Annotated in this window: 14 protein-coding genes; 10 read left to right on the forward strand and 4 right to left on the reverse strand. The window is 67.6% G+C overall.

Going from position 1 to position 18,351, the window contains the following annotated elements; genetic code table 11:
* Positions 1 to 759: ABC transporter permease subunit (locus tag G3N98_RS31545; protein ID WP_206150390.1), on the forward strand; the 759-nt coding region annotated here is incomplete at its 5' end.
* 4 nt (positions 760 to 763) lie between these two features.
* On the forward strand, positions 764 to 1,537 hold the full coding sequence (locus G3N98_RS31550; protein WP_089455896.1) for an ABC transporter ATP-binding protein: 774 nt from the start codon (positions 764 to 766) through the stop codon (positions 1,535 to 1,537).
* An 81-nt stretch (positions 1,538 to 1,618) separates the two neighbouring features.
* Here G3N98_RS31550 and G3N98_RS31555 read toward each other — a convergent pair whose 3' ends face one another.
* The 4 genes from G3N98_RS31555 to G3N98_RS31570 form a co-directional block, all read right to left on the reverse strand.
* The gene (locus G3N98_RS31555) at positions 1,619 to 2,089 is read right to left on the reverse strand and encodes an Lrp/AsnC family transcriptional regulator (protein ID WP_006484401.1); all 471 of its coding nucleotides are present in this window, start codon (positions 2,087 to 2,089) and stop codon (positions 1,619 to 1,621) included.
* A 251-nt stretch (positions 2,090 to 2,340) separates the two neighbouring features.
* Positions 2,341 to 2,982: an NAD(P)H-binding protein gene (locus tag G3N98_RS31560; protein WP_089472449.1), complete on the reverse strand. Its 642-nt coding sequence runs from the start codon at positions 2,980 to 2,982 to the stop codon at positions 2,341 to 2,343.
* Between the two features lie 129 nt (positions 2,983 to 3,111).
* On the reverse strand, positions 3,112 to 3,567 hold the full coding sequence (locus G3N98_RS31565; protein WP_089472448.1) for an Rrf2 family transcriptional regulator: 456 nt from the start codon (positions 3,565 to 3,567) through the stop codon (positions 3,112 to 3,114).
* Positions 3,568 to 3,657: 90 nt separating this feature from the next.
* Positions 3,658 to 4,086, reverse strand: a complete 429-nt coding sequence (locus G3N98_RS31570) for a hypothetical protein (RefSeq protein ID WP_089494448.1) — start codon at positions 4,084 to 4,086, stop codon at positions 3,658 to 3,660.
* 193 nt (positions 4,087 to 4,279) lie between these two features.
* Between G3N98_RS31570 and G3N98_RS31575 the strand changes: the two genes are divergently transcribed.
* From G3N98_RS31575 to G3N98_RS31610, 8 genes are all read left to right on the forward strand, one after another.
* Positions 4,280 to 4,615: a hypothetical protein gene (locus G3N98_RS31575; RefSeq protein WP_046545298.1), complete on the forward strand. Its 336-nt coding sequence runs from the start codon at positions 4,280 to 4,282 to the stop codon at positions 4,613 to 4,615.
* 264 nt (positions 4,616 to 4,879) lie between these two features.
* Positions 4,880 to 6,073 (forward strand): ammonium transporter, encoded by a 1,194-nt coding sequence (locus G3N98_RS31580; RefSeq protein WP_206150391.1) that lies wholly within the window; start codon positions 4,880 to 4,882, stop codon positions 6,071 to 6,073.
* A 190-nt stretch (positions 6,074 to 6,263) separates the two neighbouring features.
* Positions 6,264 to 8,228, forward strand: coding sequence for an alkaline phosphatase PhoX (locus G3N98_RS31585; protein ID WP_206150392.1), 1,965 nt, complete (start codon positions 6,264 to 6,266; stop codon positions 8,226 to 8,228).
* 588 nt (positions 8,229 to 8,816) lie between these two features.
* Positions 8,817 to 9,641 (forward strand): IclR family transcriptional regulator, encoded by an 825-nt coding sequence (locus G3N98_RS31590; protein WP_089424904.1) that lies wholly within the window; start codon positions 8,817 to 8,819, stop codon positions 9,639 to 9,641.
* 252 nt (positions 9,642 to 9,893) lie between these two features.
* Entirely contained in the window at positions 9,894 to 11,264 is a 1,371-nt protein-coding gene (locus tag G3N98_RS31595) for an MdtA/MuxA family multidrug efflux RND transporter periplasmic adaptor subunit (RefSeq protein WP_206150393.1), read from the forward strand.
* 15 nt (positions 11,265 to 11,279) lie between these two features.
* On the forward strand, positions 11,280 to 14,393 hold the full coding sequence (locus G3N98_RS31600; protein ID WP_206150394.1) for an MdtB/MuxB family multidrug efflux RND transporter permease subunit: 3,114 nt from the start codon (positions 11,280 to 11,282) through the stop codon (positions 14,391 to 14,393).
* A 6-nt stretch (positions 14,394 to 14,399) separates the two neighbouring features.
* Positions 14,400 to 17,708: an efflux RND transporter permease subunit gene (locus tag G3N98_RS31605; protein WP_206150395.1), complete on the forward strand. Its 3,309-nt coding sequence runs from the start codon at positions 14,400 to 14,402 to the stop codon at positions 17,706 to 17,708.
* Between the two features lie 103 nt (positions 17,709 to 17,811).
* Positions 17,812 to 18,195: a VOC family protein gene (locus G3N98_RS31610; protein ID WP_206150396.1), complete on the forward strand. Its 384-nt coding sequence runs from the start codon at positions 17,812 to 17,814 to the stop codon at positions 18,193 to 18,195.
* Positions 18,196 to 18,351: the final 156 nt, after the last annotated feature.

Genomic DNA, 18,351 nt, shown 5'->3' on the forward strand with positions numbered 1-18,351 from the left:
TGCTGGCTGCCCGTGCTGCTCGGCTTCGGCGCACCGGCCGCGTACCTCGCGGTCGAGACGGCCAAGCGGCTGCATCTGGTCGGCGGCGTATCCGAGCAACTGATGACCGGGCTCGCGAACACGCTGACGATCGCCACCGCCGCCACCTTCGCGACACTCTTGTGCGGGCTCGTCGTCGCATGGGCCGCGCGCGCACAACGCGACAGCGCCCGCGCGGGCCCGGCCCGCCTGGGTGCGAGAATCGCCAGCCTCGGCTATGCGGTGCCCGGCACCGTGCTCGCGATCGGCCTGCTGATCCCGTTCGCGGCGGCCGACCGGCTGTTCGGCGCGGTGCTGGGCCGCGACGGGCTGCTGCTGATGGGTTCGACCGCCGCGCTCGTGATCGCCTATACCGTGCGCTTTCTCGCGATCCCGGCCGGCAGCATCGAGGCCGGCCTCGCGCGCATCCCGCCGTCGCTCGAACAGGCAGCGCGCTCGCTCGGCGAGACGGCCGGCGGCACGCTGCGCCGCGTGCACCTGCCGCTGCTGCGGCCCGCGCTCACGACGAGCGCGCTGCTGGTGTTCGTCGACGCGATGAAGGAATTGCCGGCGACGCTGCTGCTGCGTCCGCTGAACTTCGACACGCTCGCGACCTGGCTGTATGCGGAAGCCGCGCGCGGCACCTACGAGGAAGGCGCGGTCGCCGCGCTCGCGATCGTGCTGGCCGGGCTCGTGCCCGTGATCCTGCTCGCCCGCACCCGCCACAAGATCGGAGCCTGACACCGTGAACCTGCTCGAACTCGATGACCTCTGCCTCGCCTACGACACGCCGCACGGCCGCCGCACCGTGGTCGACGGGCTGAGCCTCGCGCTGCCGCGCGGCGACATCGGCTGCCTGCTCGGCGCGTCCGGCTGCGGCAAGACCACCGTGCTGCGCGCGATCGCCGGCTTCGAGCCGGTGCGCATGGGGCGCATCATGCTGGACGGCGTGCCCGTCGCGGCGCCATCGCTCGACGTGCCGCCCGAGCGGCGGCGCATCGGCATGATGTTCCAGGATTACGCGCTGTTCCCGCACCTGAGCGCGGCGGACAACGTCGCGTTCGGCCTGCGGCGCATGCCGAAGGCCGAACGGCGCGTGCGTGTCGCGGAAATGCTCGAACTCGTCGGCCTTGCCGATGCCGGCGGCGCGTATCCGCACGAGCTGTCGGGCGGCCAGCAGCAGCGCGTCGCACTCGCGCGTGCGCTCGCACCGTCGCCGGAGCTACTGCTGCTCGACGAGCCGTTCTCGAATCTCGATGTCGATACGCGCGAGCGGCTTGCGTTCGAGCTGCGCGACATCCTGAAACGCACGGGCCACACCGCGATCCTCGTCACGCACAACCAGGCCGAAGCGTTCGCGATCGCCGACCGGATCGGCGTGATGAAGGATGGCCAGCTCGCGCAATGGGATACGCCGTACGCGCTGCATCACCATCCGGCCAGCCCGTTCGTCGCGGATTTCGTGCGCCGCGACGCGCTGGCCGACGAACGCGCGCGCGCACTGGCGCGCGGCCGCTGAACCCGCGGGCGCGATGCGCGCCCGGGTCGGTTCATCGCCGCGTTTCGTTGCCGCGCTTCATTGCCGCGCTTCATTGCCGTGTCAGGCCGGCTCGGCAAGATCGCGCACGGGCAGCGCGGTCGAATACTTGATCTGCTCCATCGCGAACGACGAGCTGACGTCGAACAGCGGCACCGTGCGAATCAGCTGCTTGTAGACGCGGTCGTAATCGTCGATGCCGGCCACCACGACGCGCAGCAGGTAATCGGTCTCGCCGCTCATCCGGTACACCTCGACCACTTCCGGCATGTCGCGCACGGCCTGCGTGAAACGCTGCGCCCATTCCTCGGTGTGCTGGTTCGTGCGGATCGCGACGAACACGGTCGTGCCCACCCCGAGCTTGCGCGGATCGCACAGCGCAACCTGCGCGCGAATCGCGCCGGTTTCCTTGAGCCGCTGCACGCGCTTCCAGCACGGCGTCTGCGACAGGTTCACGCGCTGCGCCAGTTCCGCGATCGGCAGCGTGGCATCGGCCTGCAACAGCTCCAGCAGCTTGCGATCGATGGCGTCCATTTCTCCAGTCCCTCGTAGATAGAAATTTATTCTATTCATCCTGCACAACGGGGAACAATATGAAAACGGCTTCGCCGCGTCGACCGGTATAAATACCGATCCGGCACGCGCGCAGCGAGCGAATCCGCCGCCACACCGCACGCGCCAAATGAAACAGGCGACTCCGCCCGTGAAGGTGGAATCGCCTGGCGTTCCCGCACGTCGCGGCTGGCCCGGCGCTCACGCGCCACGGGCCAGCGTCAGCGCACTGCTCAATACGCGACCGTCGCGATCTCGTGCACGAAGCTGCCTTGCTCGAGCGCGTCGACGAACGCGACCGCGTAGTCTTCCGCCGAGATCTTGCTGTTGCCTTGTGCGTCCACGATCAGCTTGCCGACGCCCGTGCGGAACGTACCCGTGCGCTCGCCCGGGGCGATCAGCGCCGCCGGCGCGAAGAACGTCCAGTCGAGATCGCCGACCGTCTTCAGGTAGTCGAGTGCGTCGCGGTGCGCGAGCGCGACCGCCTTGTACGCTTCCGGGAAACCTTCGCTGTCGACGAGCTGCTTGCCCGGCGCAACTTCGAGCGAACCGGCGCCGCCCACCACGACGAGGCGCTTCAGCCCCGCCTGGCGCGTGCCGGCAACCAGCGCCTTCGCAGCCGCGACGACCTTCGCCGCATCATCCTGCTTCGGGCCGTACGCGCTCGCGACGACGTCATGGCCCGGCAGTGCGGCCGCAATGCTGGCCGCGTCGAACAGGTCGGCCGCCTTGGCGGTGATGCCGTCGCCGGCTGCGCCCGGATGGCGCGACAGCGCGGTCACGCGATGGCCGCGTCGTGCCGCTTCCGCGGCGATGCGCGAGCCGATCGTGCCGGTGGCGCCGAACAGCGCGATATTCAAGGTACGTTGCGTCATATCGATTCTCCAGTAAGAAAAATATGTAACGTAGTTAATTACATATAAGACCGAAAAAAAAGGGGCAAAGCCCCCGTTGCGCCGGTCGCCACGCCTCTCGCGCCGTCCGGCGTCCTGCCTTGCCACCAGTCACCCGCCGGCGCGTGCCGCCTGCTGCGTGCGCTGCTCCAGATCCAGCACGTCGGCCGTCACGTCGGCCAGCGTGCGCGTGCCAAGCGATGCTTCCATCGCACGCTGCGCGTCGCCGATGTAATCGATCAGCGCGCCCTGGATGTGCCGCCCGACGAGACACGCGGGATTCGGCGCCTCACGGTGCAGCGCGAACAGTTGCGCATCGTCGACCGCGCGATACACGTCGAGCAGCGTGATCGCGCCGGGCTCGCGCGCCAGCAGCGCACCGCCGCCCGCGCCCAGTTGCGACGTGGTCAGCCCCGCGGCCGCCAGCATCGACAGCAACCGGCGGATCAGCGCCGGATTCGTGTTCACGCTGCCCGCGATGATGTCGGACGACAACGGCACGCCCTCCTGCATCGACAGCAAGGCAAGCACGTGGACGGCAAACGCGAACCGGCTGCTGGTATTCATTCCTGACTCACTTGACGACGCCGGCCCATCCCGCAGCCGGCGACATGTGTAACTACTATAATTACATTTAGCGGATCATGCAAGCCCGCGTCACTCTCCGCTCGCGGGCTTGGCGCCCGGCGCATTCTGCTGGCTCCATTGCTGGAGCTTCTTGCCGGCTTCGGCGATCTTCGCGCCGGCTTCGGAAGCCGCATGCGCGACGACCGCGGACGCGGCCGCGTCGATCTGGGCCTGCGCGGCGGAGGCGAGGCCGCTCGCGGACAGCGGCGGCACGGCCGACGCCGCGGACGCGATGCCGGCCTTCGCGGCATTGAGCTGCTGGTTGACGGTGCTCGCCACCTGGTCGAGCGCCTTGGCCGCATTGTTCGCGGCATCGGCGGCCGCGCTCGCGGCCGTATCGGGTTGCGTGACCGGCGCGCCGGACTTCTCGCAGCCCGCGAGCAACAACAGCGCACCGGCGGCCACGGCCGCCAGTACGGACCCGGGCACGCGACGCGCCCGCGATGTCTTCATGTTCATCAGCAATCTCCGGCCGCGCGTCGCGCGGCCTCGTGGTTGGACCGACGTCGATGATACCGCCTGTGGAACAGGGCCAATCACGCACCGTGATTAAAAATGGCTTTCAATTTCGGACTCGTCTGATTCAATCGCACACGCGAGGACACTAAAGTGGACACGCTTCAATCCGCTTTGGACGCGCCCCCTTTTTCTCATGGATTTCCTCGTCGACTGGTTCATCGCCCTGGCCGCCGTGCTCGCCGCCACCCTGTTCCTGTGCCTGCGCCCGCCGTCGGCGCGCCGCCTGGCCGAATCCGGGCGCCCGCGCCGCGTCGCGTCCGCGCGCCTGCTCACACAGGCCGTGATCGGCTTCTGGACGGCCGCGCTGATCGTCGCGGAAGGCATCCTCGGCCCCACCGCCGACGGTCAGTCGCTGGCGGGCTTCGCGGCACTCGCGTTTGCCGCCCTCGGGCTGACGACCGTCGCCGCCTACTGGTCGGCGTGCGCACTGCGGCTGCGCCGGCCGCCGCTGCTGTTCCCGCGCCACTGACGCGCCGCAACGGTGCGCGGCCACGCACCATCACGCACCACGTCGCGCCAATCGGCCCATCACGCGCACCAGTTCCGCACACTTCGCACCACACGCGTGCAATCGGCATCCCGTCGCACCCGCACCGGCCACGCCCCCTTCCCGTGCACGATTCACCGGATTGCCGCACCGCACGGTGTTGAAGCACCAACTCCACGCAGTCGTTCACCAAGTTGGCTCGATACTTGCGTTCCTCGCCCGTTTTTTGCGCAAGGAAGCCACGGCATGGATGGTCTGAAATCCGGCGTCGACACACTGTTCCTGTTGATCGGCGCCGTCATGGTGCTCGCGATGCACGCGGGCTTCGCATTTCTCGAGCTCGGCACGGTCCGCAAGAAGAACCAGGTCAACGCGCTCGTGAAGATCCTGGTCGACTTCTCGGTGTCGACGCTCGCGTATTTCTTCATCGGCTACACGATCGCGTACGGCGTCGAGTTCTTCGACGACATCGGCACGCTGTCGCAGCACAACGGCTATGCGCTCGTGCGCTTCTTCTTCCTGCTGACCTTCGCGGCGGCGATCCCCGCGATCGTGTCCGGCGGCATCGCCGAACGCGCGAAATTCAATCCGCAGCTCGTCGCGACGCTGATCATCGTCGGCTTCATCTACCCGTTCTTCGAAGGGATCGCCTGGAATGGGCGCTTCGGCGTGCAGGCCTGGCTCACGCACGCGTTCGGTGCGCCGTTCCATGATTTCGCGGGCTCCGTCGTCGTACACGCGTTCGGCGGCTGGGTCGCGCTGCCCGCCGTGCTGCTGCTCGGCGCGCGCCACGGCCGTTATGCGAAGGACGGCCGGATCGCCGCGCACCCGCCGTCGAACATCCCGTTCCTCGCGCTCGGCGCGTGGGTGCTCGCGGTCGGCTGGTTCGGCTTCAACGTGATGAGCGCGCAGACGCTCGACAAGATCAGCGGCCTCGTCGCCGTGAACTCGCTGATGGCGATGGTCGGCGGCACGCTCGCCGCGTGGATGGCCGGCCGCAACGACCCGGGCTTCACGTACAACGGGCCGCTCGCGGGCCTCGTCGCGGTGTGCGCGGGCTCCGACGTGATGCACCCGATCGGCGCGCTCGTCACCGGCGCCGCGGCCGGTGCGCTGTTCGTCGCGATGTTCACCTGCGTGCAGAACAAGTGGCGCATCGACGACGTGCTCGGCGTGTGGCCGCTGCATGGCATGTGCGGCGCGCTCGGCGGCCTCGCGGCCGGCGTGTTCGGCCTGCCCGCGCTCGGCGGTCTCGGCGGCGTGTCGTTCATGTCGCAGCTCGTCGGCACGCTCGGCGGCATCGCGATCGCGACCGCGGGCGGCACGCTCGTCTACGGCGCGCTGAAAGCGACCGTCGGGCTGCGCCTCGACCGCGAAGCCGAGTTCGACGGCGCGGACCTGTCGATCCACCGCATCTCGGCGACACCCGAACGCGATTGAGCGCAAACGCTTGCGACCGGCGGCCGTCCGTTCACCTGACGGCCGCCCGACACATCATTACGTTTTCAATTCAAAAAACTTTCATCTAGCGTCCCTACACTTCCGTCCAGTTTTCAATTTGCCTTCGCCGAGCTTGCCGACCGCCTGCTTCGCAAAGGCCATTCTTCCAACAACTGAAACTGGACTCCACATGCCCGCGTTGCCCAATGCTGCCCGTCGTCAGGCCCTGAAGATCCTCGCCGGCGCGCCGATGCTTCCCCTTTCCGGCCTCGCGCTGCCGGCCCTGCTGACGGGTTGCGGCGGCGACGACAATCCCGCGTCGACGCCGGCCCCGGTCGCCGCTGCATACACGTCGGCGACGTTCTCGGCGATGGCCGCCCCGACGCTCGACAACGCGGCCGCGATGGCCACGACGACGGTCGGCTCGACGCTGTCGGTGTCGTTCTCGGACGGCTCGGCGCGCAACTTCAAGCTCGCGTACCGGCCGTTCTTCGTGACGGGCGACCTGGTGCCGGACGGCAAGGGCGGCACGACGCTCGCGGGCGGCTACTACGACATCAACAACCAGCCGATCATCGATCGCTCGGTGGCCGGCAAGGAGCGGCAGTTCTATTCCGACTGCCCGGACGGCAGCTCGCTGCTGACGCTGAAGAACGCGAACGTGCCCGGCGTGAAGGGCAACACGGTGTTCGCCGTCGTGCAGTTCGAATACACGACGCGCGACCAGGCGAGCGCGTCGCAATACGGCCAGTTGCCGTCGCCGATCGCGGTGATCACGCTCGATCAGGATCCGGCCAACGGCGCGCTGAAGGTCGTCAAGTACCACAACGTCGACACGTCGAAGGCGCACGGCCTGTGGATCACGTGCGGCGCGAGCCTGTCGCCGTGGGGCACGCACCTGTCGAGCGAGGAGTACGAGCCGGATGCGACGAAGGTCGCGACCGACGCGCAGTTCAAGGCGTTCAGCAAGAACACGTTCGGCGACGAGACGAAGGCGAACCCCTACCACTACGGCCACCTGCCCGAGATCACCGTGAATCCGGACGGCACGGGCACCGTGAAGAAGCACTACTGCCTCGGCCGCATCTCGCACGAGCTGATCCAGGTGATGCCGGACCAGCGCACCGTGATGATGGGTGACGACGCCACCAACGGCGGCCTGTTCATGTTCGTCGCCGACAAGGCGGCCGACCTGTCCGCCGGCACGCTGTACGTCGCGAAGTGGACGCAGACGTCGTCGGCCGGCGCGGGCACCGCGACGCTCACGTGGATCAAGATCGGCCACGCAACCAGCAGCGAGATCGAAGCGCTCGCGAACACGCTGAAGGCGTCGGACATCATGGACCTGACGACCACCGACCCGAACGATGCGAGCTACACGAAGATCCACTTCGGCGGCAAGTTCAACTGGATGCGCGTGAAGCCGGGGATGGAAAAGGCGGCCGCATTCCTCGAGACACACCGCTACGCGGCGCTGCTCGGCGGCAGCATGGGCTTCACGAAGCTCGAAGGCACGACCGTGAACGCGAAGGACAAGATCGTCTACACGGCGATGTCGCGGATCGAGACGTCGATGGTCAAGGGCAATGCGGTGTCGCGCGACGTCGCGGTCGACAAGAAGATCGCCGCGGGCGCCGTCTATGCACTGAACCTGAAGGGCAGCCAGCGCGACACGACGGGCAGCGCGATCGACAGCGAATGGGTGCCGGTCGACATGGGCGCGCCGGCCGCGCTCGTCGGCGAGGATCTCGCCGCGGCCGACGGGCTCGGCAACCTCGCGAACCCGGACAAGATCGCGAACCCGGACAACCTGAAGTTCTCCGAAAAGCTGCGCACGCTCTTCATCGGCGAAGACTCGGGCATGCACGTGAACAACTTCCTGTGGGCCTACAACGTCGACACGAAGTCGCTGGCACGCGTGCTGTCGTGCCCGGCCGGCGCCGAATCGACGGGCCTGCATGCGGTCGACGAGATCAACGGCTGGACGTACATCATGAGCAACTTCCAGCACGCGGGCGACTGGGAATCGCCGCTGCACGACAAGGTCAAGCCGACGCTCGATCCGCTCGTGCGCACGAACTTCAAGGACCGCTTCGGCGCCAGCGTCGGCTACCTGACGGCCGAGCAGACCAGCATCAAGCTCGCGAAGGCCTGACCGGGTCACGCGAGGAGGTCCGCCCCCTGGTGGGCCCCTTTCTTCATCACCGTTCATTCGTCGGCGCTCCACGCCGTTTGATGCGCGATGCCCAGTGCGGGCATCGCGCTTTTTTTTGCGCACGCGAAGCACGCAAGGCGCGCGCGCAAACAGACGCTGCCCGCGTTCAAACGGGAGGTTTCGACGATCGGGGGATAATACGGGCCTGACGCGTCCGGGCGGACGGGCAGAAAGACAGGCAAAAAAAAGCGCCACGGAGACCGTGGCGCTAAAAAAGTTCTAGCCATTCCGAGGGCCGTGCTAGAACCTGAGAGACTGCGCGAAACATCGTTGCCGGTTAAACTCTTGAAACGATGTTTCGAAAACGTGAGACATTCTTTCCGTTTCCGCCCGACAAGTCAAGCGGTATTTGCACCGGTTCATGCACTTTCTGGCAACGCTCATTTGAGCGTTTTCCTAATAAACCAAGGGTGAACCCGTAAAATCTCATCCAATGACCGGTTCGCCCGCAGAACATGCATCCTTTGACAATAGTCCTACAATACCAACAAAATTGAAATCGAGTTTCGGAATTAGAGAGAATCCCTCGTGTCGACAACTGTAACCCCTCCCGCGTCGCGGGACCGTGAATCGTCGCCCGACGAGATCACCGCCCTTGCCCGCGGCCTCGCCGTGCTGCGCCGCATCGCGGCGGCCGACGCGCCGGTCAGCAACCGCGAGCTGACCGAACTGACCGGCATCCCGAAGCCGACCGTCTCGCGCATCACCGCGACGCTCGTCAGCGCCGGCTTCCTGTTCCAGTTGCCCGACAGCGAGCGCTTCGTGCTCACCGCGTCGGTGCTCGAACTGAGCCACGGCTTCCTGCGCAACTTCGACATCCGCGCGCGTTCGCGGCCGTTCATGATCGAGCTGGCCGAACGCACGTCGCTGTCCGTGCACCTCGCGGTGCGCGACCGGCTCGACATGGTCGCGATCGACGTGATCCGTCCGCGTTCGGCCGTACTCGTCACGCGCCTCGAAATCGGCTCGCGGATGGACATCGCGCGCACCGCCGTCGGCCGCGCGTATCTCGCCGCACTCGAGGACGACGAACGCCGCCAGTTGCTCGAGTCGCTGCGCACCACGGCGGGCGACGACTGGCCGCATGTGTCGGCCCGCCTGACCCCCGCGCTGGACGACGCGATGCGCGACGGCCACGCGATCGCGATCGGCGAATGGCGCGAAGGCCTGAATGCGGTCGCGGCCGGTTTCGTCGGTCCGTCGGGCCAGCGCTATTCGGTGAATTGCGGTGGCGCGTCGCACCAGTGCCCGCCCGAATGGCTGCACGAACACGTGGTGCCCGCACTGCATGAATGTATCGCGAAAATCACCCGCGAGATCGGCGGCGCACCGGCCCGTCGCATCAGCGTGTAATCGTTTCGTCATCGCACTGTCGCGTTCTGTAACGACCGTAACCCGTTGAAAGATAGGCCACTGGACTGTAACGGGGACGGGACGTAGGATCATGCCCATCGTCGCGCCGCACTCGCGGTGCGCACCGCTCTTTTCCCGCGCAGACCGGCGGGGGCCCGGACCGAGCCGGGCGCCTCCCCCGGCACCGCTTGCCCACGCGCAGCCCGGCAGCCCGATTTCCGGCCCGCCGCGCCGTCTTCCTGACAGATCACGATGGATAACGAACAAAAGCCCACGCCTCCTTCGAAAGACCCCGCGTCCCCCGCCGCGCGGCGCCCGCGCCGCACGCTGATGGCCGGCGCACTCGCGGTCGTCGTCATCGGCGGCTTGCTGTGGTGGCATCCGTGGAACCGCACGCCGGCAGCCGGCAGTGGTGCGAGCGGTGCGGGTGCAAGCGCCGCCGGTGGTGCCGGCGGCCACCGCGGCCGTGGCGGCCCCGCCGCGATGGCGAACGTTCCGCAGCCCGTGCAGGTCGCGACCGCGACCCAGGGCGAAATGCCGATCGTGCTGTCCGCGCTCGGCACCGTCACGCCGCTCGCGAACGTGACGGTCAAGACCCAGCTGTCCGGCTACCTGCAGTCGGTCGCGTTCCAGGAAGGCCAGATCGTCAAGAAGGGCGACCTGCTCGCGCAGATCGACCCGCGCCCGTACCAGGTCGCGCTCGAGAACGCCGAAGGCACGCACGCGCGCGACTCGGCGCTGCTCGCAACCGCCCGCCTCGACCTGAAGCGCTACCAGACGCTGCTGTCGCAGGACTCGATCGCGTCGCAGACCGTCGATACGCAGGCCTCCCTCGTCAAGCAATACGAAGGCGCGGTGAAGACCGACCAGGCCGCGATCGATTCCGCGAAGCTGAACCTCACGTATGCGCGCATCACTGCGCCGGTGTCGGGCCGCGTCGGCCTGCGCCAGGTCGACCCCGGCAACTACGTGACGCCGGGCGATACCAACGGCCTCGTCGTGATCACGCAACTGCAGCCGATGAGCGTGATCTTCACGACGTCGGAAGACAACCTGCCGCAGATCCTCAAGCAGGTGAACGCGGGCCAGAAACTGTCGGTCACCGCGTACAACCGCAACAACACGGTGCCGCTCGAGACGGGCTCGCTCGCGACGCTCGACAACCAGATCGACACGAGCACGGGCACGGTCAAGCTGCGCGCGAACTTCGATAACAAGGAAGGCATGCTGTTCCCGAATCAGTTCGTGAACACGCGCCTGCTCGTCGACGTGCTGCGCAACGCGACGATCGTGCCGACCTCGGCCGTGCTGACCGGCTCGATCGGCCAGTTCGTCTACGTCGTGAAACCCGACAACACGGTGACCGTGCGCAAGGTCACGATCGGCCCGGTCGACGGCGAACGCACGAGCATCGTCAGCGGCGTGTCGCTCGGCGAGCGCGTGGTGACCGACGGCTCCGACCGCCTGCGCGAAGGCGCGAAGATCTCGATCCCGGCCGACAAGCCGAAAGGCGCGTCGGGCGCGCGCGGCGCCGCTGCGGCGTCGGGCGCATCGGATGCCGGCGGCCATCGCGGCGGACACAAGCACGGCGCGTCGCAGGCAGCGGCCCCCGCGGCCCAGTAACGCGCGGGCCGCTCGATGAATCCATCCCGCCTCTTCATTCTCCGGCCGGTCGGCACCGCCCTCCTGATGGCGGCGATCATGCTGGCCGGTCTCGTCGCGCTGCGCTTCCTGCCGCTCGCCGCGCTGCCGGAAGTCGACTATCCGACGATCCAGGTCCAGACCTTCTACCCGGGCGCGAGCCCGGAGGTGATGACCTCGTCGGTCACCGCGCCGCTCGAACGTCAGTTCGGGCAGATGCCGTCGCTGAACCAGATGTCGTCGCAGAGTTCGGCGGGCTCGTCCGTGATCACGCTGCAGTTCTCGCTCGACCTGCCGCTCGACATCGCCGAACAGGAAGTGCAGGCCGCGATCAACGCGGCCGGCAACCTGCTGCCGTCCGACCTCCCTGCCCCGCCGATCTACGCGAAGGTCAACCCGGCCGATGCGCCGGTGCTGACGCTCGCCGTCAAGTCGAAGACGCTGCCGCTCACGCAGGTGCAGGATCTCGCCGACACGCGCCTCGCGATGAAGATCTCGCAGGTCGCGGGCGTCGGTCTCGTCAGCCTGTCGGGCGGCAACCGCCCGGCCGTGCGGATCCAGGCGAACCCGACCGCGCTCGCGAAGTACGGGATGAACCTCGACGACCTGCGCACGACGATCTCGAACCTGAACGTGAACACGCCGAAGGGCAACTTCGACGGCCCGACGCGCGCGTACACGATCAACGCGAACGACCAGCTGACGAGCGCCGACCAGTACAACAGCGCGGTCGTCGCCTACAAGAACGGCCGCCCGGTGATGCTCACCGACGTTGCAACGGTCGTCGCCGGCTCGGAGAACACCAAGCTCGGCGCGTGGGTGAATGCCGACCCCGCGATCATCCTGAACGTGCAGCGCCAGCCGGGCGCGAACGTGATCGCGACCGTCGACGCGATCAAGGCGCAATTGCCGAAGCTGCAGGAAACGCTGCCGGCCGCGCTCGACGTGGAGATCGTCACCGACCGCACGACGATGATCCGCGCCGCCGTGCGCGACGTGCAGTTCGAACTGATGCTCGCGGTCGCGCTGGTCGTGCTCGTGATGTACCTGTTCCTCGCGAACGTCTACGCGACGATCATCCCGAGCCTGTCGGTGCCGCTGTCGCTGATCGGCACGCTCGCGGTGATGTACATGGCCGGCTTCTCGCTGAACAACCTGTCGCTGATGGCGCTCACCATCGCGACCGGCTTCGTCGTCGACGACGCGATCGTGATGATCGAGAACATCGCGCGCTACGTGGAGGAAGGCGAGACGGGGCTCGAGGCCGCGCTGAAGGGCTCGAGGCAGATCGGCTTCACGATCATCTCGCTGACGGTGTCGCTGATCGCGGTGCTGATCCCGCTGCTGTTCATGGGCGACGTGGTCGGGCGCCTGTTCCATGAATTCGCGATCACGCTCGCGGTGACGATCGTGATCTCGGCGATCGTGTCGCTCACGCTCGTGCCGATGATGTGCGCGAAGCTGCTGCGCCATTCGCCGCCGCCCGAGAGCCATCGCTTCGAGGCGCGCGTGCACCGGGCGATCGACTGGGTGATCGCGCGCTACGCGGTCGCGCTCGAATGGGTGCTGAACCGCCAGCGCTCGACGCTCGTCGTCGCGCTGCTGACGCTCGCGCTGACCGGCCTGCTGTACGTCTACGTGCCGAAGGGTTTCTTCCCCGCGCAGGATACCGGCGTGATCCAGGCGATCACGCAGGCGCCGCAGTCGATCTCGTACGGCGCGATGGCGGAGCGCCAGCAGGCGCTCGCGGCCGAAATCCTGAAGGATCCGAACGTCGAGAGCCTCACGTCGTTCATCGGCGTCGACGGCAGCAACATCACGCTGAACAGCGGCCGGATGCTGATCAACCTGAAGGCGCGCGACGAACGCTCCGAGTCGGCCGCGCAGATCATCCGCGACCTGCAGCACCGCGTCGCGAACATCACCGGCATCTCGCTGTTCATGCAGTCGGTGCAGGACCTGACGATCGACTCGACCGTCAGCCCGACGCAGTACCAGTTCATGCTGACGAGCCCGAACTCGGAGGAATTCGCGACCTGGGTGCCGAAGCTCGTGGCCCGGCTGCAGCAGGAGCCGTCGCTCGCCGACGTCGCGACCGACCTTCAAAGCAACGGCCAGTCGGTCTACATCGAGATCGACCGCCCGAGCGCCGCGCGCTTCGGCATCACGCCGGCGACCGTCGACAACGCGCTGTACGACGCGTTCGGCCAGCGCATCGTGTCGACGATCTTCACGCAGTCGAACCAGTACCGCGTGATTCTCGAGTCCGAGCCGAAGGACCAGCACTACGCGCAATCGCTGAACGACATCTACCTGCCGTCGGCGGGCGGCGGCCAGGTGCCGCTGGCTTCGATCGCGTCGTTCCACGAGCGGCCGTCGCCGCTCTTGGTCGCGCACCTGTCGCAGTTCCCGTCGACCACCATCTCGTTCAACCTCGCGCCGGGCGCGTCGCTCGGCGAGGCGGTCAAGGCGATCGACGCCGCCGAGAAGGACATCGGGCTGCCCGCGTCGTTCCAGACGCGCTTCCAGGGCGCGGCGCTCGCGTTCCAGGCATCGCTGTCGAACCAGCTGTTCCTGATCCTCGCCGCCGTCGTCACGATGTACATCGTGCTCGGCGTGCTGTACGAGAGCTACATCCACCCGATCACGATCCTGTCGACGCTGCCGTCGGCCGGCGTCGGCGCGCTGCTCGCGCTGATGATCACCGGGCACGACCTCGACATCATCGGGATCATCGGCATCGTGCTGCTGATCGGCATCGTGAAGAAGAACGCGATCATGATGATCGACTTCGCGCTCGAGGCCGAGCGCGTCGAAGGCAAACCGCCGCGCGAGGCGATCTACCAGGCGTGCCTGCTGCGCTTCCGGCCGATCCTGATGACGACGCTCGCCGCGCTGCTCGGCGCGGTGCCGCTGATCGTCGGCTCCGGCGCGGGCTCGGAGCTGCGCCAGCCGCTCGGGATCGCGATCGCCGGCGGCCTGATCGTGTCGCAGGTGCTGACGCTGTTCACGACGCCCGTGATCTACCTCGGCTTCGACTCGCTCGCGCGCCGCGTGCGCGGCTGGTTCGAACGCCACGGCCCGCAAGCCGGCCCGCGCACGGATGCGTAGCAAGCAATGAACCTGTCACGCCCCTTCATCACCCGCCCCGTCGCGACGACGCTGCTCGCGATCGGCGTCGCGCTCGCGGGCCTGTTCGCGTTCGTCAAGCTGCCGGTGTCGCCGCTGCCGCAGGTCGACTTCCCGACCATCTCGGTGCAGGCGTCGCTGCCCGGCGCGAGCCCGGAAACGGTCGCGACCAGCGTGACGAGCCCGCTCGAGCGGCACCTCGGCTCGATCGCCGACGTGTCCGAAATGACGTCGACGAGCACGGTCGGCAACGCGCGGATCATCCTGCAGTTCGGGCTGAACCGCGACATCGACGGCGCCGCGCGCGACGTGCAGGCCGCGATCAACGCGGCGCGCGCCGACCTGCCCGCCGCGCTGAAGAGCAACCCGACCTACCGCAAGGTCAACCCGGCCGATTCGCCGATCATGATCGTGTCGCTGACGTCCGAGACCTCGTCGCCCGCGAAGCTGTACGACTCCGCGTCGACGGTGCTGCAGCAGTCGCTGTCGCAGATCGACGGGATCGGCCAGGTGACGGTGAGCGGCTCCGCGAACCCGGCCGTGCGCGTCGAGCTCGAACCGCAGGCGCTGTTCCACTACGGGATCGGCCTCGAGGACGTGCGCGCGGCGCTGGCCTCCGCGAACGCCAACGCGCCGAAGGGCGCGATCGAGTTCGGCCCGCGGCACTACCAGCTCTATACGAACGACCAGGCATCCCAGGCGTCGCAATACCGCGACCTCGTCGTGGCCTACCGCAACGGCTCGGCCGTGCGGCTGTCCGACCTGTCGGACGTCGTCGATTCGGTCGAGGATCTCCGCAACCTCGGCCTGTCGAACGGCAAGCGCGCGGTGCTCGTGATCCTCTACCGCTCGCCCGGCGCGAACATCATCGACACGATCGACCGCGTGCGCGCGGCGCTGCCGCAGCTCACCGCGTCGTTGCCGGCCGACATCACCGTCACGCCCGTGCTCGACCGCTCGACCACGATTCGCGCGTCGCTGAAGGACACCGAGCACACGCTGCTGATCGCGGTCAGCCTCGTCGTGATGGTCGTGTTCCTGTTCCTGCGCAACTGGCGCGCCACGCTGATCCCGAGCGTCGCGGTGCCGATCTCGATCATCGGCACGTTCGGCGCGATGTACCTGCTCGGCTTCTCGATCGACAACCTGTCGCTGATGGCGCTGATCGTCGCGACCGGCTTCGTCGTCGACGATGCGATCGTCGTGCTCGAGAACATCTCGCGGCACATCGAGAACGGCAAGTCGCGCATGCAGGCCGCGTTCGACGGCGCGCGCGAGGTCGGCTTCACGGTGTTGTCGATGAGCATTTCGCTCGTCGCGGTGTTCCTGCCGATCCTGCTGATGGGCGGCATCGTCGGGCGGCTGTTCCGCGAGTTCGCACTGACGCTGTCGCTCGCGATCGCCGTCTCGCTCGCGGTGTCGCTCACGGTCACGCCGATGATGTGTGCGCGCCTGCTGCCCGAGTCGCACGACCCGCAAAACGAAGGCCGCTTCGGGCGTTTCCTGGAACGCTGTTTCAGCCGCATGCAGCGCGGCTACGAGCGCTCGCTGTCGTGGGCGCTGCGCCGGCCGCTCCTGATCCTGCTGACGCTGTTCGCGACGATCGGGCTGAACGTCTACCTGTACATCGTCGTGCCGAAGGGTTTCTTCCCGCAGCAGGACACCGGGCTGATGATCGGCGGCATCCGGGCCGACCAGTCGACGTCGTTCCAGGCGATGAAGCTGAAGTTCTCCGAGATGATGCGCATCGTGCAGGGCAACCCGAACGTGAAGAGCGTCGCGGGCTTCACCGGCGGCACGCAGACCAACTCGGGCTTCATGTTCGTCACGCTGAAGGATCGCACCGAGCGCAAGCTGTCGGCCGACCAGGTGATCCAGCAACTGCGGGTCCCGCTGTCGGATGTCGCCGGCGCGAGCACGTTCCTGCAGGCGGCGCAGGACATTCGCGTCGGGGGCCGGCAGAGCAACGCGCAGTACCAGTTCACGCTGCTCGGCGATTCGAGCGCCGACCTGTACAAGTGGGGGCCGATCCTGACCGAGGCGCTGCAGAAGCGCCCCGAGCTGACCGACGTGAACTCCGACCAGCAGCAAGGCGGCATGGAAGCCATGGTGACGATCGACCGGGCGACGGCCGCGCGGTTCGGCATCAAGCCCGCGCAGATCGACAATACGCTGTACGACGCATTCGGCCAGCGCCAGGTCTCGACGATCTACAACCCGCTGAACCAGTACCACGTCGTGATGGAAGTCGCGCCGAAGTACTGGCAGAGCCCCGAGATGCTGAACCAGGTGTGGGTCAGCACGTCGGGCGGCAGCGCGAACGGCTCGCAGACCACCAACGCGGCGGCCGGCACCTACGTCGCGACCTCCGCCGGCACGTCGAGCGCCGGCACGGCCACGCAGAGCGCCGCGGCGATCGCGTCCGACTCCGCGCGCAACCAGGCGCTCAACTCGATCGCCGCGAGCGGCAAGTCGAGCGCGTCGTCGGGTGCGTCGGTATCGACGTCGAAGTCGACGATGATCCCGCTGTCGGCGATCGCGACGTTCGGGCCGAGCACGACGCCGCTGTCGGTCAACCACCAGGGGCTGTTCGTCGCGACGACGATCTCGTTCAACCTGCCGCCCGGCGTGTCGCTGTCACAGGCGACGCAGGTGATCTACCAGACGATGGCGCAGGTCGGCGTCCCGCCGACCATCGTCGGCAGCTTCCAGGGCACCGCGCAGGCGTTCCAGCAGTCGATGAACGACCAGCCGATCCTGATCCTCGCGGCGCTGCTGGCCGTCTATATCGTGCTCGGGATCCTGTACGAGAGCTACATCCACCCGATCACGATCCTGTCGACGCTGCCGTCGGCCGGCGTCGGCGCGCTGCTCGCGCTGCTGCTGTTCAAGACCGAGTTCAGCATCATCGCGCTGATCGGCGTGATCCTGCTGATCGGGATCGTGAAGAAGAACGCGATCATGATGGTCGACTTCGCGATCGACCAGACGCGCAACAACCAGAAGTCGTCGTTCGACGCGATCCACGAGGCGTGCCTGCTGCGCTTCCGCCCGATCATGATGACGACGATGGCCGCGCTGCTCGGCGCGCTGCCGCTCGCGTTCGGCCACGGCGACGGCGCCGAGCTGCGCGCGCCGCTCGGGATCGCGATCGCCGGCGGCCTGATCGTGTCGCAGGTGCTGACGCTCTATACGACGCCGGTCGTCTACCTGTACATGGACCGCTTCCGCGTGTGGGCCGAGAAGCGGCGCAACCGCCGCGGGAATAACGGCGGGCCGGCCGTCGCCGGGGAGTGATGAAGCGGCCGCCTCGTGCGGCCGTTTTTTTGCGCTTGAACCGCGGCGACGATCGGCTATCGTGTGTCCATGCCCACCGCCGTCCCCTTCCCGGGAACCCGCCATGAACGTCCAGCTCAACCACACGATCGTCTGGTGCCGCGACAAGCGCGCGTCGAGCCGCTTCCTCACCGAGCTGCTGGAATTGCCGCCGCCGACGCCGTTCGGCGCGATGCTGGTCGTCCCGCTCGGCAACGGCGTGTCGCTCGATTTTTATGAACGGTCGGGAGAGATCGCGTCGCAGCATTACGCGTTCCTGCTCGACGAAGCAGGCTTCGATCGCGTGCTCGCGCGCATTCGCGAGCGCGGGCTGCCGCACTGGGCCGACCCGGCGAAGCAGCAACCCGATGACATCTACCGCCACAACGGCGGCCGAGGCGTGTACTTCGACGATCCGGACGGCCACTTCCTCGAAGTGATGACGCAGCCTTATGCGCTGAACGGCTAGTTCGACGGGCCGGCATTGCACCGGCCGGCCCCATGGCGCGGCTGCCGCCCCGCCCGGGACGGCATCCGGCCGACCGGGTTACTCGGCAGCGTCCGCCGCCGTCTTGCGCGGACGACGCGCGCGCGGGGCGGCCTTGCGGGCCGGCCTCTTCGGCTT

The organism is Burkholderia sp. Tr-20390 (assembly GCF_017104595.1).
GTDB lineage: Bacteria > Pseudomonadota > Gammaproteobacteria > Burkholderiales > Burkholderiaceae > Burkholderia.

Coding starts and splice junctions, on each gene's coding strand:
- G3N98_RS31600 (WP_206150394.1), top strand. CDS start 11,280: ATGAATCCATCCCGCCTCTTCATTCTCCGGCCGGTCGGCACCGCCCTC.
- G3N98_RS31575 (WP_046545298.1), top strand. CDS start 4,280: ATGGATTTCCTCGTCGACTGGTTCATCGCCCTGGCCGCCGTGCTCGCC.
- G3N98_RS31580 (WP_206150391.1), top strand. CDS start 4,880: ATGGATGGTCTGAAATCCGGCGTCGACACACTGTTCCTGTTGATCGGC.
- G3N98_RS31585 (WP_206150392.1), top strand. CDS start 6,264: ATGCCCGCGTTGCCCAATGCTGCCCGTCGTCAGGCCCTGAAGATCCTC.
- G3N98_RS31570 (WP_089494448.1), bottom strand. CDS start 4,086: ATGAACATGAAGACATCGCGGGCGCGTCGCGTGCCCGGGTCCGTACTG.
- G3N98_RS31565 (WP_089472448.1), bottom strand. CDS start 3,567: ATGAATACCAGCAGCCGGTTCGCGTTTGCCGTCCACGTGCTTGCCTTG.
- G3N98_RS31560 (WP_089472449.1), bottom strand. CDS start 2,982: ATGACGCAACGTACCTTGAATATCGCGCTGTTCGGCGCCACCGGCACG.
- G3N98_RS31605 (WP_206150395.1), top strand. CDS start 14,400: ATGAACCTGTCACGCCCCTTCATCACCCGCCCCGTCGCGACGACGCTG.
- G3N98_RS31555 (WP_006484401.1), bottom strand. CDS start 2,089: ATGGACGCCATCGATCGCAAGCTGCTGGAGCTGTTGCAGGCCGATGCC.
- G3N98_RS31595 (WP_206150393.1), top strand. CDS start 9,894: ATGGATAACGAACAAAAGCCCACGCCTCCTTCGAAAGACCCCGCGTCC.
- G3N98_RS31610 (WP_206150396.1), top strand. CDS start 17,812: ATGAACGTCCAGCTCAACCACACGATCGTCTGGTGCCGCGACAAGCGC.